The following is a 24,678-nucleotide window of genomic DNA, read 5'->3' as shown; positions in this document are numbered from 1 at the left end:
TCACCGCGCCGTGCCCCGCACCGCATTGATGAGCCCGTCTCTTCATGCCCTTTGGGCAAACCGACCAACCGCTATCCTTCTGGATATGCGACGGCAGGTTGTTCAGCGCACGGTCGTTTCGTTGCGTTCGTCCGCTGTTCGGAGGGCTGCTTGATCGCAGCCGAAATCATCACAGTTGGGCTGCGTCAACGCGGCCCGTACGAATGACGGCTGTTCCCGATCAGCCGTCGCGTGGTGGGGTCAATGTCTGCGTTTTGTCGATCATGGCGTTGTAGAGCCGCGAGCCTCTTCATAGGCCGTATGGTTTGGTCGGTAAGACTCGTGCGGAGCCGGTGGCCGAAATCGTACGAAGTAACTGGCTTATGCATTTCTAACCTCAGATTCCGGAGCAAGACGCGTTGGCACCTCGCCAAGAATAGATGTTCGCCGAGCGAGATGGATATTTGCGTTTTCCCGTTGGCTTTTCCGCATATGCGGTGCTTATTGTCATATACCGCTTTTGTTTCAGGCGTTTTTCTGTAGTGCCATGGGACTGTTTCGTTTGTTTCAGCGGGTGAACTCCGTTCGTCCGGGGTTCATCGGCCAGATGAAGCCGCTCCATGGCGGCACTGTCCGATCTAGGCCATTCGTGTCTCGGCCGTTTTCTGGAGCACCAGATAGAGCTTGTTTGCACGTCAGCGCCGGCCAAAGACCTCCACGCGTCGAAACACTTGAAACAAATCACGCAGCGTCTGAATGCGTGCTGAAACAAAAAGGGTCTAATATCCGCCCCTGGGAGATCACGCGAACAAAGGGACGACCATGCAGCCTGATAATCCGGCTATATCCACACACACAGGCTATGCCCTCTTCGACGCCAACAATGTCCTCGTTGGTAGCAATCCGGAAATGTTTGGAAGCCAGCGGTTCGATCGCCGCGAGACGCAGCCGATGGACGCCATTGCCGCAGTCGCCGAAGCCCTCTTATATCTAAAAAGTTTCGACGGCCGCCCCATCGAGCCAGGCAACGCGTTCGCTGAAAGTGCTGCGGCACGATGGACGCAAATCGACGAAGGGCCCGTTGAGGCGGAGACTTTGGATGGGCAATGGAAGTTGCTCACGGCACATCCTCGGCCGGATGGTGGCATGGCCCTGGTTAGCGTCGACATTACCGACATGAAGCGAGCGCAGATCGCGTACCGGGAAAACGCCGAGATATTCCGCTGCATCACGGACAGTCACCCGCTGCCCGTTTGGGTGGTGGACGCGGGAAGCGGGCAAATCCTCTATGAAAGCCTCGATGCGTCGAACCTGCTCGGCCGGAAATGGCCACCGAACGAACCTCAATTCCTGCCGGATCATTTCGTGAATAGTGGCGACTTCGATGAAATCAGTTCTCTCGCCGACACCAGCGACATTGTGCGGGATCACGAAATCCAGCTTAGAAACAAAAATGGATCGACCGTCTGGTGCTCGACCAACTGCCGTCGCGGCGTTTATGGCGGACGCCCCTCGCTCATCATCGGGGTTTTGGACATCACGGAACGAAAGCAGCGCGAGGACCTGTTCGGTTTCCTGATCAAGCATCATCCGCTGCCGGTATGGATGAACGATGCAGGTTCGGGTGAACTCATCTACCAGAGCAATGCTGCCGAACGGCTGCTTGGATGGAGCAAAAAGGCGCAACGCGAGACGGTGCGGCTCGACGACTATTTCGTCGACCCCGAGAAATACCGGGAAATCAATCGGGAGCTCATGCAAAAGGGTGCCGTCGAAAATTGCGAGGTGCTTCTTAAAAGACCCGATGGCCAAGAGTTCTGGGCCACCGGCAATCTCAGGATCGTCGAGTTCCAGGGCCGGCGCGTGGTTCTCGCCGGCATCGCCGACGTGACCAAGCAGAAGAAGCGTGACGGCGAAGTCGCTGCGGCACGGGAGATGCTCGCAGACGCCGTTGAATCACTCTCCGAGGGTTTCGCACTGTACGATGAAGATCACCGCCTGGTCATGTGCAACAGCCTCTACCGCGAGTTGAACCATCCGGTGAGGGATCTCGTTGAACCGGGTGTGGAATGGGCCGATCTCCTTCGCGAATCCGCCAAGCGCGGCGTGTACCGCAATGCGGTTGGGCGTGAGGATAAATGGCTTGACGAACAGATTCGCAGTCGGATCGAGTTCCACTCCCCTATCGAGGTCCCTCTCTCCGACGGCAAATGGCACTCGGTATCGATACATCCCACCGATCTTGGCGGCTTCGTCGTAACGCGCGCCGATATCAGCGAGCGCAAGAAGGCCGAGGCTGCCGAGCGGGACGCCACGGCACTGCTGCAAAAGGTGCTCGATGCCTGCCCTTCGCCTATACGCATGACCACGTTCGAGGGAGAAACGCTCTACCGCAATCCTGCTACCAGAGATCTCTACGACGATCGCCCTCGAATAACCGACTACTATGTCGATCCAGATCATAGCGCGATATTGGAGCGCACCCTGATCGAAAAGGGCAGGATCGATGATTTTCGGGTCCAGCAGTACGACACCGAGAACAGGGTCTTCTGGGCTTCTGTTTCCGCTCGCCTGATCGATTTCCAAGGAAGACAGGTGATCGTGTCGAACACGACGAATATCACCGACATGCTCGCAGCCCAGGAAGAAACACGCAAGGCAAACGAGCGGCTGATCGACGCGATTGAATCTCTGGCTGAAGGGTTTGCCCTCTACGACAAGAACGATTGTCTGGTGCTGGCCAACAGCAGATACCGCCAGATGCACGCGATAAGCGCGGATGTGCTCGTTCCCGGCGTGAACTGGCTCGAGTTCCTTCGCGTGACCGCAAAACGCAACCAGTTTCCGGTTCCACAGGACAAAATCGACGACTGGCTTGCCGAAAGGGCAAGGGACCGCCGCGAGTTCCGGCAACAGGAATTCCGACATACGGACGGCGGATGGTTTTTCGTCTCGAACTGTCCGACCCGCGAAGGTGGGTTCGTGGTCACTCGAGTCGACATCACAGAGCGCAAGCGGGCCGAGGAGGCCGCCAAGGAAGCGGATGAAATGGTCCGTAAAGTCCTCGAAGCCTGCCCCGTTAGCGTCCAGATGACCCGAGCGCATGACGGGAGGCTGCTCTACCGCAGTCCCGCCACCGTCGAGTTGCTGGGCGACGTCACCAGCGCCGTCGACTACCATGTCGATCCGTCAGAGCGGATGCGATATGTTGAGCGGCTGCTCGCGACGGGGTTGGTTGACGATTTCGAGACCCGGCTCAAACGCAAGGACGGTGGAACCTGCTGGTGTTCGATTTCGTCTCGACTGATCGATTACCACGGCGAGAAGGTGATCGTTTCCCACACCTATGATCTCACCGACCGTATCGAAATGCAGCAGGAATTGGAGCGACAGCGCGAGACGCTGCACCAGAACGAAAAGATGTCGGCGCTCGGCGGATTGCTGGCGGGAGTGGCGCATGAGCTCAATAATCCGCTTTCGGTGGTGCTTGGCCTGTCATCTCTGTTGAAGGAGACCGCAACCGATGCCAAGGTCGTTGAACGCGCCGACAAGATGAGCAAGGCAGCCGAACGCTGCGCCAGGATCGTCAAGACGTTCCTCGCTATGGCCAGACAGCAGCCGACGCGAACCTCAAACGTTGCGATCGCTGACATCATTTCAGAAGCGGTGGAAGTGGCGAGCTATTCGATACGATCGTCGGACATCGGGCTTTCAGTTCATCTTGAACCTGGGCTTCCGCCGATCTGGGCGGATCCCGATCAGCTTGGCCAGGTGTTGATCAATTTGCTTGTCAATGCAGAACAGGCGCAGCACGGCTGGGAAGGGCGACGGTCAATCACGGTTTCAGCGCGGCTTCATTCCACGACCGGCAACGTAGTCGTCAGCGTCGCCGACACCGGTCCGGGAATTCCCAAAGAGATACTTCCCCGCATTTTCGAGCCGTTCTTTACGACGAAGGAGATTGGGGCAGGGACCGGGATCGGGCTATCCTTCTGCCATCGGATCATCCAATCCCATGGAGGAACCATCGAGGTCGAATCGCCCGAGGGGGGTGGCTCGACCTTCATACTTTCGCTGCCTGCTTCGGACCGTCTCGATGAACGAGCCGAAACGGCGGAGGACGAGCTCCCGAATTCAACCGGCATTGCTTGTCTGGTGGTGGACGACGAAGAGGAAGTGGGTGAGCTGGTCGCTGAGGTGCTGAGGCGAGACGGGTTCAACGTCACCATTGCCAGATCCGGCGAAGAAGCACTGCTGCACCTCCAGAACCGCACTTTCGCGCTGATCCTCAGCGATCTGAAAATGCCGAACATGGATGGACGGAGATTGTTCAACCAGATTGCCAAGCTCCATCCGGCCGAGCTTGGCAGGTTAGCCTTCCTGACGGGGGACACGATCAGCCCGAACGCGCAGATGTTCCTGCGCGCCGCGAAACGGCCTTATCTTGAGAAACCGATAAAACCTAACGAGCTCCGTTCGTTTGTCTCGAATTTGGTCAACAAGAATACTTGACAGATCCATCGATTTGCACCTCACTTCAGGGGGCAACTTGTCCATTGGCGAGTTGCTCGGTGATCGATTTTGACGACGCACGCACACATAGTTGTCTGCGATGACGAACCGGATATCCGCGACACGGTGGCGGAATATCTGGAGCATCATGGCTATGCCGTGACGCCGGCCAACGCGGGACCTGCCCTGCGTGAGCTTATTGATAACCAGCACGTCGATGTGGTCATATTGGATATCCGAATGCCAGGTGAGGATGGCCTCTCCCTGGCGCGATATCTGCGAGAGCACTCAGACGTTGCCATCATCATGCTGACCGGATCGGCGGAAATCGTCGACCGCATTGTCGGATTGGAGATTGGCGCCGACGACTATATCGCCAAGCCCGTAGACCTGCGGGAGCTGCTGGCGCGGGTGAAGGCCGTGCTGCGCAGGACCTCGACGAGCGAAAGTGCCGCGAAGAAACCGAGCTCTCCTGGCCACCAGGTCCAGTTCGGCAAGTGCCGCTTCGACCCGGATGCACGCAAATTATACAACGCCGAGGGGGTCGAAATAGCGATCACCGCCATGGAGTTCCGGCTTCTGAAAGTATTTAACGAACATCGCGGACGAGTGCTCAACCGCGACCAACTGCTCGAACTCGCTCATGACCGCGCGTGGGATCCCTTCGATCGCAGCATCGACATTCGCGTCTCGCGCCTGCGGAAGAAAATCGAGGTTGATCCCTCCAAGCCGGAGGTGATCAGGACAATCCGCGGTATGGGTTACCTCTACTCTTGAGCGGGCCGCCCGGTTGGACCAGCGCTTCAGGGCTGGTGGAAGTGGCAGTCACTCCTTCGTGGACTGCCTTCGCGAACGATCCGTTCGCAAACCAACTTCAAGTCCGAAATCGCCTTATGCGGTTCTCCTGCCCTCGCCCCGGGCAGGGCCGCCCGGGAGATCTATGAAGGTGCGCTTACGGCCAGGGATCGCCGGCGGATCGCGAGCGATGAAGCCCGGCGTCCCTCAGGAGATGTTCGTTAAGCTCGAAGAGCGCGGCGCGCAGATCGCGTGCGGCGCGCCTGCGTCTGCGGATGGTGCGCCAGCGGCCGAACGTGGATTGCAGGAAAACCGGCATCGCTCAGGGCGCCTTCCGGCTTGCTGGCGCGTTCGTCTGGGCGCGGCGCAGGAACGAACGGTTCACCGGGCTGTGCGGCTTCAGCGCAAGGCGCTCATTGGCGAGCGCTTCGGCCATTCCGGTCAGGCCCCCGCGCACCGTCGCCTCGATTAAGGTCCAATCGATGATGTCGCGCTGGGCGTGGCTGCCACCGAATGAATTCGCAATGAAACGCGCGCCATGCAGATGGCCCGCTGCCGCTTCATACTCGCCACGCCAGAACGCCGCGAAGCCTTGCACCAGAGGCAGGGCGGTCCGCCGGCCCCATTCGGCGGCCTCGGAGACCTCGGCGCTGCTGCGGTAGGCGTCGATGATGTGGTCGACTTCTTTGTGCCTGCCGGCACCCAGATAGGCCATCACCGCATGCCAGTCGTTGAAAGGATAGGTGCGGCCGTCGGCATGACTGTCCCAGGCCGCCGCCAGTTCGTTCCAGCGGTCGCCGACGTCGTGGCCGGACAGATGCAGCCGCCACAGCAGGGCCGATGCATCGACCATGTCGACGGCGACCATGCTGCGGTCCTGCCGGATCGGCCCGTCATAGAGCGCGAAAACCTCGTCGGCCTGGCCGAGATCGAGATGGCAGAGCGAACGGTGCCACCAGTTGTGGACCCTAAAGAAATTGTCGTCGGCGGACCAGTGCGGCTCGCGGGCGATCATCCAGCCGATTCCGTCCTCAGCGCGTCCTTGCATCTCCATGACGTGGGCGACGGCGTGGTGAGCCCAGCAGTCGAGCGGCTGAAGGGCGACGGCGAGGCGGCCAATTTCCTCAGCGCGGCCGTAGTCGCCAGTCTCCTCAAGGCCGAACGCATGCATGCCGAGCAGGATCGAATGACCAGGGATGTCCTCCGACCATTTCGGCAGCACGCGGGCTATGCGGTCGCGCAGGCTGCGCGCATTGGCCCGAAAGAAGTCCATCAGGTGGCCCGACTGAAGCGCGACGATATCGCGCGGGTGGTCGGCGTTATGGCGGTCGAGCGCTGTGGCCGCTGCCGTCCATTCCCCCTCGACCACCAGGTCGAGCACCGTGACATGCGACGCCTCGCGGTCCGAAAGCCGCAACGACTTCACGGTGCCCAGGATCGCCTTGGCATCCCGTGTCGCGTCGGGCTGCGTGGCGAGACCGAACAGATGCGCCTTGAGGATATGCGCCATCGCGAAGTCGGGTGCGACTTCGATAGCCTGGTCAAGCAATCCGAGAGGATCGCCGCGATAGATGTTGAAGGCCTCGACGGCCTGGTCGTACAGCCTAGATGCCTCGGCTGTCGATCCTGACAACACATTGCCTTGCTGATCCATAATCATGATCGGAATCTCTTTCGATGGTATGTATAGAAGACCGCATCATTTGCCTTTCCCGCCACAGGTCAGATCGGGCATGGCGGTATCGACGCTCGAATAGGCCAGGAGGTGGAGCAGCAAGGGACGTTTCTTGGCTTTAACCCGTTTTATCTTCATGGCCATGCCTCAAGCCGCGGACCACCAAACTAATCTCGGACCGGCTGATCCCGATATCCTTCAGGAGAGCATCCTCCATTGCCGCGAGCGTCCGTTCCGCCAGACGACGGGCCTGGTAGCCCTGGAAAGAGCGACAAGCTGCCCGAATTCTCGGCGTAAGCGAAGACATTGCAGAACTCCATTGATCGAGACCGCTTCGAACGGCGGTGCTGTTTGATTTAAGCCATCCCTGTTTCAGCCGTTTTTCCGCAACGCCGCCGAATTGTTTCGCTTGTTTCACTGCTGACACAGTCGGGCGAGGTTCGTTAGTTTGTGCCACATGCCCTTCCGCCGACGTGCTGGCGGTGTGAATCAAAGTGGCCGGGGTCGGACCCAACCCACCGCTACAATCCGCTGGATTACATCCGCCCCGACCGCGGTGACCGCACGACCGATATCCAGAATATCGCCACCATTGTGGTTCCGGAAAGCGTCGACCCGGAAAATTCGATCTGGCAGGCGACCGCCCAACAGGCCGGCGCAATCAGCTACATCAACGAAGGCGTGTTTTACCGCGGCCGGCGCAATCTTGGGGAGGTCACGGCTTTCTTCAACAAAGGAACGAGCCTGCACTCTAATGGCCCTCATCAAGGAGAAGGAGCCGAACCTCGCGCTTTACCGTCAAGAGCTTCAAAGCCTGTAATCGCGCTTTCCGATCGCTGCAGTGTCCGCTCTACTCGATATCCAGAAGGCCCTGTTGCCCTTCCGCAACGAGTGCGAGGTCGCGGCAGGTCACCGACATGGATTTGCGCGCCCTGAAATGACAGGCCGATCCCGGTCCATCTGGCGCCGAACATCGCCGTCGGCGGCGGGAAGCGCAGAGCCGGAAGGCGGCTTTGCCTGTCTGCGCGGGGCTCCACAGTCACCAGCCGGGGCGATGAGGGGAGAATGACCGCCCCGTTCGCGCACGAAGTTTATTCGTATTCTGCGTTCGGCATGTTCATCCCGGCGTTAAGCCCTGCACCGAAATCTTCCTGGCGCTCCTTTGATGGGTCTCGAAGTTGACCAAGGCGACTAACGATGTCCGTCATTCGCTCGGCCACAAGATATCCAACTCCTGGCCCGCAAAAGATTTCAGTGCCGCGTCCGCTATGGTGCGGGTTCATCGAAATGGCTTGATCAAAGTTGACCGCGATAGGTGTGTTCAGATCTTTCTCTGTGAGTGTGAGCCACATAGTACCTCCCAAATTGACGAGACCAGCAAAGCACCCGCATGTGCTCAACGGTGCGGAGGCCGCTGCAAGAATATGAGCATCCGCTAATATTAACTTCCCGCCAGCGGACTTTGTTCCTCCTCGTGGGCTCGGATCAGTAATTGCGCAATTTGGAAGCACCTCCTATTGCTACCCAGGCATTTCGGTATTTTCCTTGGGGTTTTTATTCACGCCCGGAGAAGGTGACGTCTCCGCTGGTGCATTTCCACCTTGGTTCTGCTCAGGAGCGCGCTTGAATGGCGCCGTTTGCCACGAACCATTCTTTAAGGGCGTAAATACAAAGAAGGCTAGCAGGCATAGGAAGATGACCGCGATTACTGCGGCGCCCCACATAAGGATCCTGCCAGTACCTTGTTGTTCTTGTTTACGAGAGAGGACCTCTTTCATCGAAATTCCTTCCAGGATTTGCGCGCCCTCGTCGACGCAGCAATGTCATATGGGTTGGCGCGGATGACCGGCTCTAAATCATTCGGGAAGTTCGGGTCGTCGACCGGTAATCTCGGCAACGAATCCTTTTCGTCCGGCCGATGAGTAGGCAGCATCTCTGCCACCTCGGCTAGAATATCGTTTACGACCCCGTTCATCTGCGCGCCTGTTTCGAAGCTTTTCAGCTCCTCGAACTTCGCTACTGCATCAAGGTTCCGGCTTTTTGCTGCATCACTGCCGAATTCAGAATTGCGTCAACAGAGAGAAGCGCAGAGGCGGAAAGCCGCATAATCAAGGGAACTTTGCCCGTCATGCGCGATTTCCTCAGTGGAGAGAGAGCCATGTCCAAAAGAACCCGCCTTGATGAAGACCCGGCCGAAGGCAGCCGTTCGGTAGTCGATCACGACCTTAAAAAGTCGTCCGCCAAGCCTGGACCCGAAGCGGACGCCAAGGGCCAGTCAGAGAAAAACCACAAAGGTGGACAGAGCGACGGCGTGTCTAGCGCCAATCCTCGCGTGATATCCGGCGAGGAGGACGGCGACGCCACGTTCCATATGAGCGAAAGAAGTAGGACTTCACTCTGAAGGCCATTCGGTGCGCCATTTCCCATCTACTCCTTGGACCAGTACCTCTACCTCATGTCCCAGAGAAGCTTCGCTGTTTGCTGCCTTGACGGCGGCCAGGACGGCGGAACCCTGCGAGTCAAAGGGATAGTCCTTGTCGTCTTAGCGGACCTTCCATCGATCCGCGTCTTTCGACACGTAATACCTGACCTCAGTCAACTGATCATCCGAGACCTGGTGATCCTGGTTGGAAAGGTCGATCGGCAACGCGCCGATCACCCTGCCCGTAGTCTTCTCGATGACTGTGACGGTCCGCTGCGTCGATCAGGGCTTGTTAACAGTGTCGTCAACTGCATTGGCTGTCGATTTGACATCCCTGCCGACGCCGCGGACGGTATTGGCGCAGGCTGAAAGAGCGATCGCGCAGGCAAGAATGATGGTCGGCGCAGTGCGGAACAAGTTCATGGCGGCGTCTCCTGGTCGACAGCCCTCAGCGAGCACAGAAGCAAAAGCTGCTTGGAGGGGAACCCGCCCCAGTAATCAGGCGGGTTCCAATGAGATCATCCGCAGACGCGAATCTTTTCAACAATCATGCGGTGATGCTTCCAATGCTTGACCACCTTGGTACGGCAATGGCGTCGATGGTGATCCTTGATGACAACGCGTCCGTGGTCGGTCTTGATCACGGTCTTCGCTTCGGCAGGGATGCCGGCGAACGAGATTGATGCAACGGCGATCATGGACGCGAGAAATAGTTTTTTCATGGTTTCCTCAGTGAGTTGAACGCACGTAAACTCGCGGATGCAAATCGAGTTCCAATCACGCGAAGGGATGAGGCGAAAGCGCCATAAGGAAGGCTGCTTAGGAGATGGCAGCGTTAGAACTGAGTGTCGGCAACCGGAGGCTTCCCCGGCAGTTTCAACCGATCGCGTTGGTATTCAGCGTATCGCTCGGCGGTGGATTTGTCGTTGAAGAACTCCTGCCTCACGTTCCCGTCTTCGGTTACGCGCACTGCCCATCGCTCACCGACAAACTTGACACAAACGCCATTCGGTTCGCCCTGCACCATGGCCCGCCTCCTTGGAACAGCATAGTTGACTGTTAGACGCCGCTGAACGATTTGGGGACAATGGACCAGATAGCCGCGCTGATCGGGGCAGGGGGATGCGAAGATTGTCAGCGGCTGCTCAACCAGCATAACCCCGGGCGAAAGACCGCGGGGCGGGATGGGCGATCCGGCTCAAGGAGTTTGTTCATCCATTGCGGCGACCCCTAGCCCAAAAGACCGCCTAGGGGAGTGGCCGTCCCTTTGTTTTCCGGCACATCCATCAAGGCTTGCGCGATGCGCTGGATTGACATCCGCTTCTCAATTGACCTCAGGTCATTATCAATTTGATTGATGGTCTTGATCTCGCGTAGGCCGATGCGGATGCCTTCAGCGCCATGTCCGACGAAGACAAGGCGGCCTATGTCGAGGCCGCCAAGCAGTAAGACCAGTTCAGAGGGCCGCCTCTCAGCGGGCGGCCCTTAACTTTCAATCCTTCAAGGCATCGCGAACCGCGTCCTTTGCCTTGCCGACGCCTTTCTGAATGCTGCCTTCGGCCTTGTCAGCGGCGCCGTCAGTGCGAAGCTTGTCGTCGCCCGTCATCTTGCCGACCTTGTCCTTCACCTCGCCGCGGAGTTTCTTCGCTGAGCCCTTAACTTCGTCTTTGTGCATCGTCGTTCTCCTTTGCGCAGACCCAACGTGAGCGGAACTTGAATGTTCCAGAGTGAGCAGGATCGGCATGGCTGGATACGGTGACGATGCAGACTTCACTGCCTATGCGGCCGCGGCCGGCTATACCGTGCCAGCTGGCAGCATCCCTGGTGCTCGCCAGCGAGGCAGCGCATATATCGACGGCACCTAAGGCGCGCGCGCTTCTCAGGCCAGCCTACGGGCGGTATCAACCAGGAAAGAGCATGGCCGCGCACCGGCGCCACAGCCTATGGTTCTGCGCTCGCTTCCGACCTGATCCCCCAGCGAGTGATCGACGCCTCCTATGAGCAGCTTACCTCGAACTGACCCGCCCCGGCTCACTGTCCGTGTCGTTCGATCCGGTCAAACGGGTCAAGCGGCAGAAGGTCGAGACGATCGAACGTGAGTTCTTCGAGCCCGGGCACGACGGCAACATCTTCGCACCGAATGCGCCTGTGTCGAGCCTGATCGAGGGCGTTCTCGCGCCCCTGCTCGGCCCGGTCTGGGGCGATCCAGCAATCATGGTGGTGTGAGGCCGGCTTCTATGCCGACATGGGAGAGATGGTCCAAGACCTTCTCCGGCCCGACGCGGAGGACGGCCTTGGCCAAGGCGAGGTGAAGCTCAAGCGCATCCCGACAACGCCCGGCCCGAACCCATGGGATCCTCCGGTCGAGGGTGCTCCAGTGCTCTACGATCTGAAGGCGGCCGTCAAGCGCGTCGACCAGCGCTATAAAAACGGTGTGTTGATTGTGGAAACCGTCGACCTCATCACCTTCGCCGTGCCCGAGGTCGAGCCTCTCATGACCGACACGCTGGCTATCGACGGCAGGGAGCGGGTCATTACCAGCCTGAAGCCGTTCCCCTTCGGCGGGTGTGGCGGTGGCGTGGAAGGCCATTGTGGCGGTGTAGAACTGTGATTGTCAGCCGTTCTCGCGCTTCCAAAGGCTCGAAGTGGCCGCGTATACGAAGGACGCTGACCAGGTAATCAGGACGAGGCCATTCAGCGCTTCAAGGGCCGCCACGATCCGCATGGGCCCGGTAGCATAGACTTCGCCAAAGCCAAGGGTCGTATAACAGGCGACGGAAAAATAGAAGAAATCCTCTGCGCCGCCGGTAACCTCGCCCATCAAACTGCCGTACTGAGTGTGAGACTGCATCCACGCATATACGATGGCGAAAAGACCAACACCCGCGATGTGCGCGGCAATCGCGCCCGTGATGAGAAGCAGAAGATCCACCCGCATTGGCAAGGAAAAACGGCGTCTCAAGGCGCCGGTCATGTTCAGTACCTCGTAGTGCATCAGAACTGTGACGAGTGCGAGCACTGCAGATGCGGAAATTGCGATGACCACGTTCGATACTTCCAGGCAGGAGTGAGATGCTTAAACGCCTATCACCCCGCGAGCGGTTCGAACAGCTTGTCGCTGACTGGACTCCGAAACTCGCCTCGCCTTTCTCGACGCGATCGACGACATCACGTCGAACATCGTCCTGCGCCGCGTGGTGGAGCGACTGGAGCGCGGCGACATCACCGGCGCCATCCAGGCCATGCACCTCGACGAGGCAGCATTCCGGCCGTTGGATGAGGCTATCAGGCAGGCTTTCAACGGCGGCGGTGTCGCCACGGTGGAAGGGATGCCAACGCTTCGCGATCCGTCCGGCCATCGTGTGGTGGTGCGCTGGGATGCAAGGAACTTGGCGACTGAGACGTGGCTGCGGGATCACTCGTCGCAGTTGATCACGAATATCGTCACTGACCAGCAGGTCGCCGTGCGGACCGCTCTGGAAGCAGGCCTCGCCCGCGGCGACAACCCGACCCGCACCGCCCTCGATGTGGTCGGTAGGGTCAATCGCGTGACAGGGACTCGTGAAGGTGGATTGGTCGGGCTCACCTCAGTCCAAGGCGAATACGTTGCCCGAGCCCGCCAGGAACTGCTTTCCGGCGAACCCGACCAATTGAGAAATTATTTGAGTCGGGCACGGCGGGACAAGCGCTTTGACGCCGCAGTGCGCAAGGCGATCGAAGCGGGGAAACCGCTGCGGGCGGATGCCGTCGCCAAGATCACAGGCCGCTATTCGGACGGGCTGTTGAGCTCCGCGCCGACACCATTGGCTTGCATGAGACCTTCGCGGCCCTTGGCGCGTCGAGGACATCGCGTTCCACCAGCAGATCGAGAAGGGCAACGTCGGGGCCAATACGGTCACGAAGACCTGGAAGCATACGCCGCAGGAACATCCGCGCATCCAGCATATCGCGATGCAGGGACAGACGGCCGGACGGAACCGCAATCCCGTACCCGCATGCTCCCGGCGTGCCGGCGAGACACGCGCTCGGGTGCAAGTGCCTCGCTGAGTACAAAATCGAGTTCGTTGCTCAGTTGGTGCGGTGACGTTCGCTCACGCATTGCCGAAGGCCCCACCATCGCGGTGTCGGCGGCATCCACGGGGCATCCTTCGCGGACACCGCGTTCCCATCTGCCGGTCTGCTGCCGGGGACCGCTTCGCGAGTTCCCGTTTTCCTCCGAAGCGATCGAAGCCGGCAGGCCCCTCGCTCGCTCACCAGCGTCGCACGCCTCGTTGGCCGAGTAATTCCTTTTAACGGTCCAGAAGTTTTCATGACGTATGGCGGACCCATGAAGCTGCTACGACATTTCGGCGAGCCAACCCGTCGTCTCTTTCTGTTGAGAACGGCTTTGCCCATCATTGGGCTATCAATGTTTGTTGCGATGGCCACCACAGGCCTTTTGCTCTGGTCCACGGTTCAGACCGACGGCGTTGCCGTGTCACGGCAGCAAAGTCTGGTTGCACTGATCATATCCAAGCTCGAGAGCGGCGTTGCACACGACCAGGAGAGCGTCACGGTTTGGGACGACGCGGTCACCGCACTGCGAAGCCATGATACGAAATGGCTCGATGTCAATCTCGGCAGCTGGATGCACACGTATTTCGGTCCGATAATGAGCCAGTCTACGCATCGGTGGGCGGCTCAACTGTCGAGCCCGGCAGCTACCGATCCATACATTCGAATACCGCGCGTCTTGTCGACGACCTCAGGGCAAGACTGAAGCGAGGGGACACCGAAAGCGTTACGAAGCAGGTCCTCACGATAGGCGCTTCCGATATGGCGGTCATCTCCGGCCATCCTGCCATCGTCAGCATCAAGCCTGTCGTCTCCGACACTGGCCACATCGCACAAGAACCCGGTCAGGAATTTCTACATATCGCGGTTCGATATCTCGATGGCAGTCTCATCACCTCCTTGCGGCAGGACTACCTGCTCGACGGCGCGCGCTTCTCCTGGGTCAACATGCTTGCTCGGGGAGAGGCGTCTTATCCGCTGATTGACCGATCCGGTTCGACTATCGGCTTCTTTGTCTGGCAACCATATCGGCCTGGGGCGCCGGTATTTTCTCAACTGGGGCCAATGCTCGTCGCTACGTTCGGGCTGCTACTGGGCGGCGTCATCGTCGTCCTGATGAGCCTTCGCAGGCGGACCTTGAAGCTGATCGAATCCGAAGACCGAATCTATCACCTCGCCCACAATGATCTACTGACCGCCCTGCCCAATCGCAGCCAGTTCAATGACCGCTTGGCCGATGCGCTGACACGGCTGCCCTCGACAGGCGAGCAACTCGCAATTCTCTACCTCGACCTCGACCGCTTCAAGCAGGTCAACGACAGCTTCGGTCATCCCGCCGGCGATGAGCTGCTTAGGGAATTCTCGGACAGGCTAAGAAGGCTCACCACGGAAGCAGATACGGTCGCGCGCCTGGGCGGCGACGAGTTCATCATCATCCAGCGCCAGGTCGCAGGAGAGCATGAGGTCAAAACCCTGTGTGAGCGGTTGATTGAAACCGCTCGCCGACCCTTCGAAGTGGCCGGGGTTCAGGTCTTCGTCGGCGTGAGTGTCGGCGCAGCGTTTGCTCCGAGGGACGGATGTGACCGGGACGAATTGGTGCGCAAAGCCGACGTTGCGCTCTATCACGCCAAAGCCGCGGGCCGCAGCGGCTATGTCTTCTTCAAAGCCGAGATGGACCAGACGCTGGCCATGCGCAAGGACTTGAACAGGAGCTACGCAAGGCGCTGCAAGTGCCTGGCCAGATCCAGGTCCATTATCAGCCGCTCTACACGGCCGACACCAACAGAATGGCGGGCGTAGAAGCCCTGGCCCGCTGGTCTCACGCGGAGCGTGGTTGGGTAGCCCCGGATTTGTTTGTACCACTGGCCGAGAAAACGGGGCTGATCGACCAACTGGGCGACCTGGTTCTGCGGAAAGCATGCCTTGATGCGGTCTCCTTGCCCATCGACACCTTGGCGGTCAATGTGTCAGCCTTGCAGCTGAACAATCCGAGCTTCGCCATGAAGATGACGAGCATCTTATTGGAGGCGCAGATGGATCCGCGGCGCCTCGAACTGGAAGTTACCGAAAGCACGCTGTCGGAGCGCCCGACAGAATGCCAGCGCAACATCAAGGCGCTGCGCAGCATCGCGGTGCGCTTTGCTGTTGATGATTTCGGCACGGGATTTTCCTCACTGGGACGCCTCCCGACCCTGGACGTGGATAGGATCAAGATCGATCGAAGCTTTGTGCAGGGCTTTGGCCGCTGCAACGGTGAGGAGGCCATCGTTCAGGCGATCATCGACATGGCGCGCGTCACTGGACTCAACACCACGGCGGAAGGCGTTGAGACGCAGAGCCAATGCGATTTTCTGCGCAAGCTCGGCTGCGACCAGTTGCAGGGCTTTTTGTTATCCAAGCCGGTGCCGAAAGAGGAGCTCCAGAATCTCCTAGAGGGAAGATCCCGGCGCGTTTCTGCCTAGGTACCGAAACCCGACATCTCGTAACAGCTTGTCGGGTCCTTGGCGGCGTGATCGTTCGTGTGCCCATCGCTCCAAAGCCGAAACGGGCGGCTGGTCACAAAACTCGCCAGCATTCCACGACATTGTTGCTCCTCCGCAGCTCACGAGTCGTACCTCGAAAGTCTCTCGCGGCCAGCTGGGACAAGCGTAGACATCGCTGGGACGGCTGCGAGTACCTTGCCTGTGCGCGCGGCTGTGAGAGCGGTACGACACAGCCAACCTGCTCCATGGAGGGCGAGCGAACAACTTTCCCCGCGACGCGCCTCTCGTGTCGGCGTCAACCCATGGCGTTGAGTGAGGGCGGTCAGAGTGAGAGTGCAAACGGGTGGGCCGCGACGGGTTGAGGGCTGGGAGAGAGGCTCCCGGCGCCCGTCGCGGAGACCCGCGATGTCCAGAAAGAACGCATCCGCTCGTGCCGGCCAGGACCGGACGAGCCTTTTTGACGAAATTACCGGCAAGATCATCGCCGAACTGGAGGCGGGGCGCGTGCCCTGGGTCCAGCCCTGGGGGACGGCGGCGGCGAAGGCGAGCCTCGCACTGCCGAGGAACGCCGCCACCGGCCGGCATTATTCCGGGATCAACATTCTGATCCTCTGGGGTGCGATGATCGAGCACGGATTTTCCGGCCAAAGCTGGCTCACCTTTCGCCAGGCGCTCGCGCTTGGCGGCAATGTGCGCACGGGCGAACGAGGCACGACCGTAGTCTATGCCGATCGCTTTGTGCCCGAAGATGAGAAGCGGCGCGCAAGCGAGGCGGGCGACGAAGCCCAGGCGATCCCGTTCCTGAAGCGCTTCACTGTCTTCAACGTCGCACAGTGCGAGAATCTGCCGGAGAGTGTGGCGATGAACGCGCCGCCTCCGCCGCCGGCCCTGATCGAGCCAAAAGTCGAGGCGTTGATCCGCGCGACGGCAATCGACTTCCGCATCGGCGGCAACCGCGCCTTCTACGTTCCGGCGCTTGACTATGTGCAGATCCCGCCGCCCCAGACGTATTTCGAGCCTATCAACTGGCACCGAACGGCGTTGCACGAGTTGGGACACGCCACCGGGCATCCATCTCGTCTGGGCCGCGATATGACCGGCAGCTTCGGCACGAAGAATTACGCCTTCGAGGAGTTGGTCGCCGAGATGGCCGCAGCCTTCTGCTGCGCATCGCTTGGCGTCGTGCCGACCGTCCGGCACGCGGATTACATCGGGGCCTGGCTCGAGGTGCTGCGGGAGGACAATCGCGCCATCGTGCGCGCCGCGTCCTATGCCAGCAAGGCAGCTTGCTGGCTGCTTGGCTTTGTCCCCGCCGGTGATGCGGACGAGGCGCAGGCTTCGACCGGCCAGACAGTGGCCTGATCCTCCTACGCCTGATGCGAGCGCCTGCTCGCCAACCACCACGATGGCGACGGCCGCTCCACGTCCATGGATATCTTCATCCATCGACAGGCTCGCCGCCGAGATGAAGATCGAGACCCCTGTTGGGCCTTGGCTAATCTCGGCAAGCCCGAACTCGGCTCGGTCGTCATCGTCGACATAACGGCCGTCCGCCTCCCTGCCGGTCTCGGCATGGAACCTGACGTTCGAGGATCCTGCTTCTCGTCTGCGTCTGGGGGCGAGCCGGCTATGGGAGCGGCAGCATCCCCGAGGGAGCCAGGCGGCCACGTGATGCGCTTTCACCGCTGACCGCGACCTATACATGATCCTGGCCGCACACCTAAGCGGCGCCAGACAGCGAGAGGAGGAACGGGATTTTGTGACGGTTCGGAGGTCGAGAGAGAGGCTCTCGGCCGCCCGTCGCGGAGCAATCTCGATGCCTACTTTTGTCCAGAAGATCACGCTGCCCTCCTCGCGCAATATTCCCTTCACCCAGCTCGTGCTCGCCCAGTTCAACATCGGCGGCGTAGAGGCGGACAGGCGGGGGGTAGCATGATTACCCTTCACGACGCTTCCAACCTCGCACACCGTCTTGGCCGGCAGGCCGAGGCAGTGTGCCGTCATTATCTGTCCGTCGGTCACCGGGAGGGGCACTACTGGGTCGTAGGCGATGTGCGCAACACGCCCGGCCGCTCCATGTTTGTTCGGCTCGAGGACTCGCCGAAGGGCCCGGCCGGCAAATGGGTAGATGCCGCCACCGGCGAGCACGGCGATCTCCTCGACGTGATCCGGGAAAGCTGCGGTCTGCTCAGGTTCAAGGAAATTGCCGACGAGGCGCGGGCCTTCCTCAGCATGCCATTGCCCGGGCCGACGCCGGCCGCAGTCCGTCAGCCCGCACCGCCGCATCGTTCACCCGTAGCCGCCCGCCGCCTGTTCGATATGTCGCGGCCGATCGCGGGCACGCTCGTACAGTTGTATTTGCGCGAACGCGGCATTACCGATCTACGCGGAACCGGAAACCTGCGCTTCCACCCGCGCTGCTATTATCGTCCGGACGAGCATTCGCCGATCGAGATATGGCCGGCCATGATCGCGGCCGTAACCGACCTCGACGGCCGGATCAGCGGGGTGCATCGCACCTGGCTCGACCCGACACGCCGCGACAAGGCGCCTATCGACACGCCGAGACGGGCGATGGGCGACCTTCTTGGCAATGCGGTCCGTTTCGGCATTGGTGGCGAGGTGTTAGCGGCAGGCGAAGGCATCGAGACCGTTCTGTCGATCCGGCAGGTCCTGCCCGACATGCCGATGCTCGCGGCACTCTCGGCAGCCCATCTCGCGGCGATCCATTTCCCCGACACGCTGCGGCGGCTCTATATTCTGCGCGACGATGATTCCGCCGGCGATCGCGCGCGGGACAGGCTGGTCGAACGGGCGAACGCGGCTGGGATCGAGTCGATCGTGATCTCGCCCCAACTCGGCGACTTCAACGAGGATCTGTGCACCCTCGGCCTGGACGCACTGCGCAGGGGAGCCCGGTTGCAGATCGGGCCGCAGGAGATGGGCCGCTTCATGGCGTAGGCGACATAGACGAAGGAGGACAGGCGTGCGGATCGCCGCCGTGCTCGGCGGATGCGTCCATGCTTCGCAGAGGACCGTGTCTCGGCCTTCGAGAGAGCGATCGGCCCACAAGCCGGCCAGCCGGGCAATGGCGGCGGCCGACTATTTTCCGGCGCGGCCTCAAGGCCGCTTTCCATCGCGAGGCAAAATAGCCGGCCTTAGCCATCGAGCCCTGCGCTTGCGCTCCGCGTGCCCGGCCGTCGGGCCCGTGGGCTTCGTCGCCACGAAGGCCGCGACGGTAGCGGTCCAGCCGACGGAGCATCCCCATGCGCGAGCACGACGACTACGAACCGCACCACGAATCCTCATCCACCGACCATGTCCTCAACGAACTCCAGCTCCATGGCTATCGCCCCTTCGCCGATGAGCCTGACCAGCGGCTTTTGCCCGACGGCAACCAGGTCGCGGGCGCCGTCGCCAACATCTTCGACGCCCTGATCGGCACCCTGGAGGACACGCGACTCGAACCCGACCTCGACGATCTCCTCTGGTCGACCACCAACGTATTCCACCGCGCCGCCGAGCGGATCGCGCGCGAGCTGGACGACAACGAGCAGGCGCAGAAGCGGTCGCAGCGAGAACAGGACGGCAGCGAGGTGAAGTCGGTCGAACTGGAGCGCCTGATCGCTGAGGGCATGACGCTCATCGAACGCCAAAACGCTTTCGAGCTGATGCGCGACCAGGCCGCCGAACACTACGAACGCCACGTCGGCAAGACTTGGCTCCCGCGCAGCGGATCGAGGGTCAACCATCGCAATCTGACCTCGGCGATGATCGACAGCCGCGATTTTCTGATGGCGAAGAAACGCGCCGACCAGGGGGTGCTCCTGCCGCCGGGTCCGAAGATCGTCCTCACCGGTGGGCTCGACTTCGACGACCACCGGCTGATCTGGGCCAAGCTCGACCAAGTTCACGAGAAGCACCCCGACATGGTGCTTGTCCATGGCAAGTCGCCGAAGGGCGCCGAGAAGATTGCCTCGCTGTGGGCGAAGAACCGCAACGTGCCGCAGATCGGCTTTGCGCCGGACTGGACGAAGCACGGCCGCGCCGCGCCCTTCAAGCGCAACGACACGATGCTGGAGATCGTGCCGAACGGCGTGATGCACTTTCCCGGAACCGGCATCAACGACAATCTCGCCGACAAGGCCAAGAGGCTCGGCATCCCGGTGTGGAAGTTCGGCGGCGCTTAAGCCGCCTCATCGACTAGATCGGAGATGGGAGGGGCCGGTCTGGGGACACGACTCGTCGACGGCATCACTGCCTGGCGGACCGGAAGAACGTACGCAGTTCACGCGCCAGTATCTCAGGCGCCTCTTCCGCCATGTGGTGGCCGCAGTTCAGGCTATGACCCCTCACGTCAGCGGCCCAGGAACGCCAGATCGCTAGAATATCGCCGTATAGATCCTCTAGATCGTCACGAGCGGACCAAAGAACGAGAAGCGGACATTCGAGCATGCGGCGCGCGGCTCGATCCTCCTCATCGTGCTGACGATCGATCCCCAGCCCTGCCCGGTAGTCCTCGATCATGCCGTGAACCGTTGCCGGGTCGTGGATGGCGGTACGGAAGTCTGCGTAGGCTTCCTGACCCATAGCCTCGGGACTCCCTCCGTACCAAGCGTCGGGGTCGGCCAAAATCGCACGTTCGGGTATTTCGGCCTGTGCGAAGAAGGACCAGTGCCACCAGGCTGTTGCAAACCGCGCGTCACAACGGGAAAGTGCTTCCGCGATGGGAATTCCCTCCAGGATCGCCAAGCTGCTCACCGACTCCGGATGGTCCATGGCGGTCCGAAACGCCGTGTAAGCGCCCCTATCGTGACCAACAAGCCCGAAATGAGCAAATCCGAGATGCTTCATGAGCGCAATACAGTCTCGAGCCTTGGCGCGTTTGGAAGAGCCTGCATGGTCTGGGGTGTCCTTGGGCTTGGATGATTGGCCAAAGCCGCGAAGGTCGGGGCAGATCACAGTATGGTCCGCCGCCAGGAGCGGAGCCACACGGTGCCAGGTCGCATGCGTGCGCGGATGTCCGTGCAGCAGCAAAATCGGCGGCCCGTCCCCGCCCACGCGCACCCGGAGGATTGCTTCTGGCAGTGCGATTGTTTCCAGATTGAAGCCCGCGAACATCAGCTCTTCGATAACACCGTCTGCAAATCGCTTTCGAGGCGCGGTAGGCCCCACATCCCTTCGCCTCAGATTCGGAGGATAATGACGCGCGCACGCATCTGTTCCCAGGCGGTCGCATGACGCGCCGCCGCCTCTCGTGTGCGCTGATCCTTGACCCGGCTGACGGCCTGATGCCAACGGCCTCGCCGCTCGCCGCTCGCCGCTCGCCGCTCGCCGCTCGCCGCTCGCGCCGACGCACGGCGCCGTGAAGCAGATCATGCCCTCGAACGATTGGAAGATCTTTCGATCGTGGGCACAGCTCTTGCCGCGTATCGACATTCCTGCCGGTCGCTGACATGGCGGCGGCCATCAACTGGCACGTCGCGCGGCTCAGGGCGGCATCGCCGCGGGACCACCATTGGATCCAGCTGGTGGCCTACTCGGAGCGCAAGATGCGGCATCGTTGAATTTGACCGAACCGTGATGCGCATGGACTTGGGAGCCCTCCCCGTTGGCAGAACCGGGTGGAACGCAGCAAAATGGCCGGAACCGAGGGGACGAAGCCGGTGCCTCTGGATGCTATGTCACCTTGCTTGCCCGACGGTCGCCATTGGTCGGTTTGGCCGTACCTTCTACCGCTCCACGCGGCCTCTTCGATGGCCTGATCTGGCCGAAGACCGGCTGACGCCTCGATCGCCTTTGACGCAACAGCGGCGTCGGACTTTCTTCCCCTTGCGGGACCCACCCCACGCCACAGGCCGCGCGGGAGCCCCCGGGTCTCCGCCATTCCTCGCGAGACAAGAAAGACCTCCTTGGCTGTCAGGCCCCTGCGGGTGCGTCGTCGATCGCCTGCGGCCTGCTGATCGCCATCGAGGCCCGCAATGGTGCGGGCTCGGAAATCGGACAAGGAGACCTACAATGGCAACCATCGGTATTTTCGAGAAGACCGGCTCCAACGAGTTCACCGGCGAAATCGTTACGCTCAGCGTCCAAGTCAAGGCTGTGCGCATCGTCCCCGACCAGCGCCCCACGAACGAGAACGCCCCCACACACCGCGTGCTGGTCGGCCGCGCTGAGATCGGTGCTGCCTGGTCCAAGCGCTCCAGCGATGGCCGCGACTATCTGGGCCTCAAGCTCGATGATCCAAGCTTCAACGCCCCGATCTACGCCAACCTTTTCGAAGACGAGGAGGGCCAAGGCTTCTCGCTGATCTGGTCCCGTCCCAATAGCCGGCGTGGCGACTGAGGTCCGCAAGTGCCCCGGCCTGTTCGGCCGGGGCATCTGGCCTCTCAGGCCGTGAGAGCAACCGTGAGCAGGAGTGAAGCGGCCCGCAGAAAGGCGTTTGTCGAAAGCAGGTTCTGCGCGCTAGTAACGATCGTGGTTTCATCGATCTTAGCCCATGTAACCCCGCTTGATCTTTCGTGCCGCCAACCGCGACTGCTCCGAGGCTGCCTGCCTGCAATCTTCGAAAAAGTGGACTTTCTGGCGGCCTCGCGTGCCAATCCGTCCCCATAGCCGGACCAGCGACATTTCGCCGAACAGGGTGGGTTGCAATGACAGGACATAAAACCGTGCCATGTCACGAGCGCCATCAATACGGCGCAGGAATACGGGGTCGGGCGCGTTGTTCATGCATCCGACTATCGATCCTCGCCATGGGATGCGTCCAATGCATCTTTCGAATCAGTGGCTCGGCATCGATTCAAAAACTTGATCGAATGTCGCCTTATCGGACGAAAGGCCAGGGGGGCAGCATGACGACACGTCTGCAAAGGGGGGCCGCTTTCCCGGAGGGCTAATCCTCCGAGCTAATCACCGGTCGCGCGGATGGTCGCCGGCCTGTTCGCTGACGAGGCCCTCGACAAGGCTCAACAGGCTTGAGGCGGTGGAAGCAGGCATATCAAGCACACGCAAGATCAGCTTCAGCTTGTCGTCGGCTTCCTGACGACTCTCACCGAAAAAATGCGGGGCTGCGTAATGGATCATTTCGATCGGTGAGCAGTCCAGAATCTCGCAGATGTGAAGTAGCCTGGTCGCATGCAGCTTTGAAAAGGCGCGCTCGTAACGTGCAAAGATCGTCTCGTGCAAGCCGACCATGGTCCCCATCTGCGCCCGATTGAGTCGCCTGGCGTCGCGACGCTCGCGCACGAACCGACTGAAAGCCTGCTCCATGTCGCCGAAGCTCCGGATGCCTTCGAAACCTGGTTTCCTGTAGACCGGCTTCTCGGACTCAACGTCTGCCGTTTCGATGAGTCCATGCTCGTCTATGTATTTCTGGACGTCCTTGATTGCCATTGCGACGGGTTTACCCGCTCCTGTGTGTGCCGCGAAGCGCGCCCATAAGACGCGACTCTTCGCCCCAAATTACTCGATACATGAAAAAACAGAGCCGACGTAACTCAAGCCTAGCAGGTGAGTGGGCCTGCGATCAAATTCCACATCCAGGACCATGAAGGGAGATCTGCCGATCGGCTATAATCAAAGGCCAAGGTCGTCAAGATACTTTGCGATTGCCTGTTCCATGATCGCCTGCATCGATGTTTCGGCGGTGAAGGAGGCCAGTTTCAGCCGCCGCTTGGTCGCTCGGTCGAGGTTCACGTTCACAAAGCAACTTTCCCCCTTCACCCGCTCTCGCTTCATCCTGCGCAAGGCCTTCCTGGCCTCCTGCCTCAAGTCGCTGCCAGTCTGCGATGTGCCGTCGGGCTCGGGGTCTGTGCCGATGTCATTGGGCGGGCGATCTTCGTCACCTCCCGGCGATTGCTTGCGCGCAGCGAGTGCGAACTCGTCCAGGGACAGGCTTTCCTTGCGGCCCATCAGGCGTGCTCGGCTTTTGGAAGGGGGCTCAACAGGGCATCGATCTCGCCCACCACTTCTTGCGTCTCGCGGCGCGCTTTGGCTACAGCCTCGGATAACGCCTGCATCTGGAGAGTGCCAGTGCCGTTCTGGATATCCTTATAGATGTTGCGTTCCATTACCTCGGCCCTAAAGAGATAGGTCCCGACCTTGTCCTCGATGATGGGACGAATCTTGCGGTAAAGTTCCGTCTGTCGAACAGTCATCGAAATCCGGGTGCGCAAGACCCCGTGGCGACATGACCCGCCGCGGAGCTCGTTGACCCTCACGACGGACTGGAAGCAGTCAATCGCGCCCAAGACCTCGCGCTTGGACGCCTGAATTGGAGAGATCACCAGATCGGACCGTCCAATCACAGGGTCAATGGTGGAGATATCCTCTCCAGGCGTGTCGATGAGGAGGTAGTCAAAACGATGGGCGTGGCGCTCAATGAACGCATCCAGCGACTTGGCCGTCTTATGGCCGAAGACGCTGATGCCTTCTGGTTGCGCGGCCTTGTCGTGGCAGTCGCTCCACCATTTGGTCAGATTGCTTCTACCATCCATGTCAACCATCGCGACCGCCGTACCGCGCAATGCATACTCGCCGGCAATGTTCATCAAAGTAGTGGTCTTGCCGGCGCCGCCTTTGCCATTGATGGCGGAGATCACGATAGGCATGCGCGAATTCTCCTCTGAGCGTGTGTTTCTACTCACACACGAATCCAGGATTGCTCGAGTAAGGGTCCGTGGGCACATGAATTTCTATGAATGTAGAAAAACTATGTCCAAATGACAATGATAAAGTGCCATTTTGGGCAAATTCCT

At 60.4% G+C, this 24,678-nt stretch carries 28 protein-coding genes and 2 pseudogenes; 15 read left to right on the top strand and 15 right to left on the bottom strand.

Annotation, left to right across the window (positions count from 1 at the left end; translation table 11 throughout):
* The first annotated feature begins 801 nt into the window (after positions 1 to 801).
* Together LB533_RS13875 and LB533_RS13870 are read left to right on the top strand one after the other, a co-directional pair.
* Positions 802 to 4,491, top strand: coding sequence for a PAS-domain containing protein (locus LB533_RS13875; RefSeq protein ID WP_224677379.1), 3,690 nt, complete (start codon positions 802 to 804; stop codon positions 4,489 to 4,491).
* Between the two features lie 69 nt (positions 4,492 to 4,560).
* Entirely contained in the window at positions 4,561 to 5,268 is a 708-nt protein-coding gene (locus tag LB533_RS13870; RefSeq protein ID WP_224677378.1) for a response regulator, read from the top strand.
* Positions 5,269 to 5,608: 340 nt separating this feature from the next.
* On the opposite strand, the gene LB533_RS13865 is transcribed toward LB533_RS13870, so the two are convergent.
* Together LB533_RS13865 and LB533_RS13860 are read right to left on the bottom strand one after the other, a co-directional pair.
* Complete coding sequence (locus LB533_RS13865; protein WP_224677377.1) at positions 5,609 to 6,946, bottom strand: tetratricopeptide repeat protein; 1,338 nt, start codon at positions 6,944 to 6,946, stop codon at positions 5,609 to 5,611.
* A 133-nt stretch (positions 6,947 to 7,079) separates the two neighbouring features.
* Positions 7,080 to 7,268, bottom strand: coding sequence for a DUF1127 domain-containing protein (locus tag LB533_RS13860; RefSeq protein WP_224677643.1), 189 nt, complete (start codon positions 7,266 to 7,268; stop codon positions 7,080 to 7,082).
* Positions 7,269 to 7,459: 191 nt separating this feature from the next.
* Here LB533_RS13860 and LB533_RS13855 point away from each other — a divergent pair.
* Positions 7,460 to 7,936 (top strand): annotated as a pseudogene (locus LB533_RS13855) (type IV secretory system conjugative DNA transfer family protein); the annotation flags it as partial.
* A 116-nt stretch (positions 7,937 to 8,052) separates the two neighbouring features.
* Here LB533_RS13855 and LB533_RS13850 read toward each other — a convergent pair.
* The 3 genes from LB533_RS13850 to LB533_RS13840 all read right to left on the bottom strand — a co-directional run bounded on the left by LB533_RS13850 (position 8,053) and on the right by LB533_RS13840 (position 8,936).
* Complete coding sequence (locus LB533_RS13850; RefSeq protein ID WP_181169453.1) at positions 8,053 to 8,313, bottom strand: hypothetical protein; 261 nt, start codon at positions 8,311 to 8,313, stop codon at positions 8,053 to 8,055.
* Between the two features lie 168 nt (positions 8,314 to 8,481).
* On the bottom strand, positions 8,482 to 8,739 hold the full coding sequence (locus LB533_RS13845; protein WP_140642229.1) for a hypothetical protein: 258 nt from the start codon (positions 8,737 to 8,739) through the stop codon (positions 8,482 to 8,484).
* Positions 8,736 to 8,936: a hypothetical protein gene (locus LB533_RS13840; protein ID WP_224677376.1), complete on the bottom strand. Its 201-nt coding sequence runs from the start codon at positions 8,934 to 8,936 to the stop codon at positions 8,736 to 8,738. The genes LB533_RS13845 and LB533_RS13840 overlap by 4 nt, the downstream gene beginning before the upstream one ends.
* A 183-nt stretch (positions 8,937 to 9,119) precedes the next feature.
* Here LB533_RS13840 and LB533_RS13835 point away from each other — a divergent pair, with 183 nt between their 5' ends.
* On the top strand, positions 9,120 to 9,362 hold the full coding sequence (locus tag LB533_RS13835) for a hypothetical protein (protein ID WP_224677375.1): 243 nt from the start codon (positions 9,120 to 9,122) through the stop codon (positions 9,360 to 9,362).
* Positions 9,363 to 9,665: 303 nt separating this feature from the next.
* On the opposite strand, the gene LB533_RS13830 is transcribed toward LB533_RS13835, so the two are convergent.
* From LB533_RS13830 to LB533_RS13815, 4 genes are all read right to left on the bottom strand, one after another.
* On the bottom strand, positions 9,666 to 9,806 hold the full coding sequence (locus LB533_RS13830) for an entericidin A/B family lipoprotein (protein ID WP_140554092.1): 141 nt from the start codon (positions 9,804 to 9,806) through the stop codon (positions 9,666 to 9,668).
* 95 nt (positions 9,807 to 9,901) lie between these two features.
* Positions 9,902 to 10,105 (bottom strand): hypothetical protein, encoded by a 204-nt coding sequence (locus tag LB533_RS13825; protein WP_140554091.1) that lies wholly within the window; start codon positions 10,103 to 10,105, stop codon positions 9,902 to 9,904.
* A 113-nt stretch (positions 10,106 to 10,218) separates the two neighbouring features.
* A complete protein-coding gene (locus LB533_RS13820; RefSeq protein WP_140642225.1) occupies positions 10,219 to 10,410 on the bottom strand; it encodes a hypothetical protein in 192 nt (63 codons plus the stop codon).
* Between the two features lie 465 nt (positions 10,411 to 10,875).
* Entirely contained in the window at positions 10,876 to 11,058 is a 183-nt protein-coding gene (locus LB533_RS13815) for a CsbD family protein (RefSeq protein ID WP_140642223.1), read from the bottom strand.
* Between the two features lie 171 nt (positions 11,059 to 11,229).
* Here LB533_RS13815 and LB533_RS29995 point away from each other — a divergent pair, with 171 nt between their 5' ends.
* From LB533_RS29995 to LB533_RS13805, 3 genes are read left to right on the top strand one after another with little or no spacing between them, the layout of a single operon-like run.
* Positions 11,230 to 11,403: a DnaT-like ssDNA-binding protein gene (locus LB533_RS29995; RefSeq protein ID WP_318012501.1), complete on the top strand. Its 174-nt coding sequence runs from the start codon at positions 11,230 to 11,232 to the stop codon at positions 11,401 to 11,403.
* Positions 11,404 to 11,423: 20 nt separating this feature from the next.
* Positions 11,424 to 11,609, top strand: a complete 186-nt coding sequence (locus LB533_RS29990) for a hypothetical protein (protein WP_318012498.1) — start codon at positions 11,424 to 11,426, stop codon at positions 11,607 to 11,609.
* 28 nt (positions 11,610 to 11,637) lie between these two features.
* Complete coding sequence (locus LB533_RS13805) at positions 11,638 to 11,994, top strand: hypothetical protein (RefSeq protein ID WP_224677374.1); 357 nt, start codon at positions 11,638 to 11,640, stop codon at positions 11,992 to 11,994.
* Between the two features lie 3 nt (positions 11,995 to 11,997).
* On the opposite strand, the gene LB533_RS13800 is transcribed toward LB533_RS13805, so the two are convergent.
* The gene (locus LB533_RS13800; RefSeq protein WP_224677373.1) at positions 11,998 to 12,429 is read right to left on the bottom strand and encodes an ion channel; all 432 of its coding nucleotides are present in this window, start codon (positions 12,427 to 12,429) and stop codon (positions 11,998 to 12,000) included.
* Positions 12,430 to 13,710: 1,281 nt separating this feature from the next.
* On the opposite strand from LB533_RS13800, the gene LB533_RS13795 reads away from it, so the two are divergent.
* The 7 genes and pseudogenes from LB533_RS13795 to LB533_RS13765 all read left to right on the top strand — a co-directional run bounded on the left by LB533_RS13795 (position 13,711) and on the right by LB533_RS13765 (position 20,109).
* Positions 13,711 to 14,142, top strand: a complete 432-nt coding sequence (locus tag LB533_RS13795; RefSeq protein WP_224677372.1) for a hypothetical protein — start codon at positions 13,711 to 13,713, stop codon at positions 14,140 to 14,142.
* Positions 14,055 to 15,236 (top strand): diguanylate cyclase domain-containing protein, encoded by a 1,182-nt coding sequence (locus tag LB533_RS13790; protein ID WP_411970885.1) that lies wholly within the window; start codon positions 14,055 to 14,057, stop codon positions 15,234 to 15,236. Before LB533_RS13795 ends, LB533_RS13790 begins: the two co-directional genes overlap by 88 nt.
* The gene (locus LB533_RS13785; protein WP_318012497.1) at positions 15,167 to 15,898 is read left to right on the top strand and encodes an EAL domain-containing protein; all 732 of its coding nucleotides are present in this window, start codon (positions 15,167 to 15,169) and stop codon (positions 15,896 to 15,898) included. Before LB533_RS13790 ends, LB533_RS13785 begins: the two co-directional genes overlap by 70 nt.
* Before the next feature lie 426 nt (positions 15,899 to 16,324).
* Positions 16,325 to 17,281 carry an ArdC family protein gene (locus LB533_RS13780; RefSeq protein ID WP_224677370.1) on the top strand — a complete coding sequence of 319 codons (957 nt, stop codon included), beginning with the start codon at positions 16,325 to 16,327 and terminating at the stop codon, positions 17,279 to 17,281.
* Between the two features lie 340 nt (positions 17,282 to 17,621).
* Positions 17,622 to 17,834: pseudogene (locus LB533_RS30120) on the top strand (hypothetical protein); the annotation flags it as partial.
* Positions 17,835 to 17,854: 20 nt separating this feature from the next.
* A complete protein-coding gene (locus LB533_RS13770; protein ID WP_224677641.1) occupies positions 17,855 to 18,880 on the top strand; it encodes a toprim domain-containing protein in 1,026 nt (341 codons plus the stop codon).
* A 305-nt stretch (positions 18,881 to 19,185) separates the two neighbouring features.
* Entirely contained in the window at positions 19,186 to 20,109 is a 924-nt protein-coding gene (locus LB533_RS13765) for a DUF2493 domain-containing protein (RefSeq protein WP_224677368.1), read from the top strand.
* Positions 20,110 to 20,173: 64 nt separating this feature from the next.
* Here the strand turns inward: LB533_RS13765 and LB533_RS13760 are convergent, their stop codons facing one another.
* A complete protein-coding gene (locus LB533_RS13760; RefSeq protein ID WP_224677367.1) occupies positions 20,174 to 21,040 on the bottom strand; it encodes an alpha/beta fold hydrolase in 867 nt (288 codons plus the stop codon).
* 897 nt (positions 21,041 to 21,937) lie between these two features.
* On the opposite strand from LB533_RS13760, the gene LB533_RS13755 reads away from it, so the two are divergent.
* On the top strand, positions 21,938 to 22,264 hold the full coding sequence (locus LB533_RS13755; protein WP_224677366.1) for a DUF736 domain-containing protein: 327 nt from the start codon (positions 21,938 to 21,940) through the stop codon (positions 22,262 to 22,264).
* Positions 22,265 to 22,411: 147 nt separating this feature from the next.
* Here the strand turns inward: LB533_RS13755 and LB533_RS13750 are convergent, their stop codons facing one another.
* From LB533_RS13750 to LB533_RS13735, 4 genes are all read right to left on the bottom strand, one after another.
* Entirely contained in the window at positions 22,412 to 22,651 is a 240-nt protein-coding gene (locus tag LB533_RS13750) for a WGR domain-containing protein (protein WP_224677365.1), read from the bottom strand.
* A 180-nt stretch (positions 22,652 to 22,831) separates the two neighbouring features.
* The gene (locus LB533_RS13745) at positions 22,832 to 23,191 is read right to left on the bottom strand and encodes a helix-turn-helix domain-containing protein (protein ID WP_224677364.1); all 360 of its coding nucleotides are present in this window, start codon (positions 23,189 to 23,191) and stop codon (positions 22,832 to 22,834) included.
* A gap of 306 nt (positions 23,192 to 23,497) precedes the next feature.
* On the bottom strand, positions 23,498 to 23,833 hold the full coding sequence (locus LB533_RS13740) for a hypothetical protein (RefSeq protein ID WP_224677363.1): 336 nt from the start codon (positions 23,831 to 23,833) through the stop codon (positions 23,498 to 23,500).
* Complete coding sequence (locus tag LB533_RS13735) at positions 23,833 to 24,531, bottom strand: ParA family protein (protein ID WP_140642204.1); 699 nt, start codon at positions 24,529 to 24,531, stop codon at positions 23,833 to 23,835. The genes LB533_RS13740 and LB533_RS13735 overlap by 1 nt, the downstream gene beginning before the upstream one ends.
* Positions 24,532 to 24,678: the final 147 nt, after the last annotated feature.

This window comes from Mesorhizobium sp. BR1-1-13, from assembly GCF_020165515.1.
Classification (GTDB): domain Bacteria; phylum Pseudomonadota; class Alphaproteobacteria; order Rhizobiales; family Rhizobiaceae; genus Mesorhizobium.
Note: the sequence above shows the minus strand (reverse complement) of the source record. Positions and strands in the feature narration are given on the sequence as shown.

What these genes read in the sequence shown, in the direction of transcription:
- LB533_RS13875 (WP_224677379.1), top strand. Translation starts at nt 802, where the DNA reads ATGCAGCCTGATAATCCGGCTATATCCACACACACAGGCTATGCCCTC.
- LB533_RS13865 (WP_224677377.1), bottom strand. Translation starts at nt 6,946, where the DNA reads ATGATTATGGATCAGCAAGGCAATGTGTTGTCAGGATCGACAGCCGAG.
- LB533_RS13860 (WP_224677643.1), bottom strand. Translation starts at nt 7,268, where the DNA reads ATGTCTTCGCTTACGCCGAGAATTCGGGCAGCTTGTCGCTCTTTCCAG.
- LB533_RS13850 (WP_181169453.1), bottom strand. Translation starts at nt 8,313, where the DNA reads ATGTGGCTCACACTCACAGAGAAAGATCTGAACACACCTATCGCGGTC.
- LB533_RS13845 (WP_140642229.1), bottom strand. Translation starts at nt 8,739, where the DNA reads ATGAAAGAGGTCCTCTCTCGTAAACAAGAACAACAAGGTACTGGCAGG.
- LB533_RS13840 (WP_224677376.1), bottom strand. Translation starts at nt 8,936, where the DNA reads ATGAACGGGGTCGTAAACGATATTCTAGCCGAGGTGGCAGAGATGCTG.
- LB533_RS13835 (WP_224677375.1), top strand. Translation starts at nt 9,120, where the DNA reads ATGTCCAAAAGAACCCGCCTTGATGAAGACCCGGCCGAAGGCAGCCGT.
- LB533_RS13830 (WP_140554092.1), bottom strand. Translation starts at nt 9,806, where the DNA reads ATGAACTTGTTCCGCACTGCGCCGACCATCATTCTTGCCTGCGCGATC.
- LB533_RS13825 (WP_140554091.1), bottom strand. Translation starts at nt 10,105, where the DNA reads ATGAAAAAACTATTTCTCGCGTCCATGATCGCCGTTGCATCAATCTCG.
- LB533_RS13820 (WP_140642225.1), bottom strand. Translation starts at nt 10,410, where the DNA reads ATGGTGCAGGGCGAACCGAATGGCGTTTGTGTCAAGTTTGTCGGTGAG.
- LB533_RS13815 (WP_140642223.1), bottom strand. Translation starts at nt 11,058, where the DNA reads ATGCACAAAGACGAAGTTAAGGGCTCAGCGAAGAAACTCCGCGGCGAG.
- LB533_RS13805 (WP_224677374.1), top strand. Translation starts at nt 11,638, where the DNA reads ATGGTCCAAGACCTTCTCCGGCCCGACGCGGAGGACGGCCTTGGCCAA.
- LB533_RS13795 (WP_224677372.1), top strand. Translation starts at nt 13,711, where the DNA reads ATGAAGCTGCTACGACATTTCGGCGAGCCAACCCGTCGTCTCTTTCTG.
- LB533_RS13780 (WP_224677370.1), top strand. Translation starts at nt 16,325, where the DNA reads ATGTCCAGAAAGAACGCATCCGCTCGTGCCGGCCAGGACCGGACGAGC.
- LB533_RS13765 (WP_224677368.1), top strand. Translation starts at nt 19,186, where the DNA reads ATGCGCGAGCACGACGACTACGAACCGCACCACGAATCCTCATCCACC.
- LB533_RS13760 (WP_224677367.1), bottom strand. Translation starts at nt 21,040, where the DNA reads ATGTTCGCGGGCTTCAATCTGGAAACAATCGCACTGCCAGAAGCAATC.
- LB533_RS13755 (WP_224677366.1), top strand. Translation starts at nt 21,938, where the DNA reads ATGGCAACCATCGGTATTTTCGAGAAGACCGGCTCCAACGAGTTCACC.
- LB533_RS13750 (WP_224677365.1), bottom strand. Translation starts at nt 22,651, where the DNA reads ATGAACAACGCGCCCGACCCCGTATTCCTGCGCCGTATTGATGGCGCT.
- LB533_RS13745 (WP_224677364.1), bottom strand. Translation starts at nt 23,191, where the DNA reads ATGGAGCAGGCTTTCAGTCGGTTCGTGCGCGAGCGTCGCGACGCCAGG.
- LB533_RS13740 (WP_224677363.1), bottom strand. Translation starts at nt 23,833, where the DNA reads ATGGGCCGCAAGGAAAGCCTGTCCCTGGACGAGTTCGCACTCGCTGCG.
- LB533_RS13735 (WP_140642204.1), bottom strand. Translation starts at nt 24,531, where the DNA reads ATGCCTATCGTGATCTCCGCCATCAATGGCAAAGGCGGCGCCGGCAAG.